The organism is Verminephrobacter aporrectodeae subsp. tuberculatae At4, assembly GCF_000193225.1.
In the GTDB taxonomy this organism is placed as follows: domain Bacteria; phylum Pseudomonadota; class Gammaproteobacteria; order Burkholderiales; family Burkholderiaceae_C; genus Acidovorax; species Acidovorax aporrectodeae.
In genome coordinates this window covers 1-639 of record NZ_AFAL01000837.1, presented here as the reverse complement: position 1 = coordinate 639, position 639 = coordinate 1, and the positions used below count along the sequence as shown (strand labels likewise).

General features: G+C 68.5%; 1 protein-coding gene. It reads right to left on the bottom strand.

Translation table 11 applies throughout. The features are described 5' to 3' along the window. Nucleotides 1-639 (bottom strand): Ig-like domain-containing protein (locus tag VTU_RS29545; RefSeq protein ID WP_010108945.1); only part of this gene is annotated, 639 nt, incomplete at both ends.

The following is a 639-nucleotide window of genomic DNA, read 5'->3' as shown; positions in this document are numbered from 1 at the left end:
CCGTGGTGGGCGGGATATGCGCCGCGTCCAGGCTGGTCCCCTCGGTGTAGCGCAGCACCAGCTGGCTCGCGTTCACCGTGGCGCTGGCGAGCACCGGGGCCCGGGTGTCGATTTGGTAGCGGGCGCTATGGGCGTGGCCGGTGCCGGCGCGGCCTGCGGCGTTGCGCACGCCCTCCTGGTTCACGCTGATGGTGTTGCTGCCGTTCTCGACGCCGGCCGTGGGGGTGAATGTCGCCGTCCAGGTTCTGCCTTGGTCATTCGTCGTGGGGTCGGTGAATGTGCCGTTGGCATTGCTGAGCACGAGGTCGTCGCGCGTGAAGTCGGTGACGGGCTCGTTGAAGGCGATGGTGACTGTTGTGGTTTCGCCCACGGTCAGCTGGGTGTCGGCCAGCGTGAGGGTGGCCGAGGGGCCGGTGGTGTTTGCCGGCCGGGTGTCCACGCTGTAGTTGGCGCTGCTGGCGCTGCCGGTCCCGGCGTTGCCTGCGTCGTTGGTTACGCCGGCGAGGTTGACGCGGATGGTATTTTCCCCGGCGCTGACGTTGGCCGTGGGCGTGAATGTCGCTATCCAGACCGTGCGCTCGGTGTTGGCCGTGGGGGGACTCAGCGTGCCGCTCGTGCACACGATGTCGCTGGGGTCCA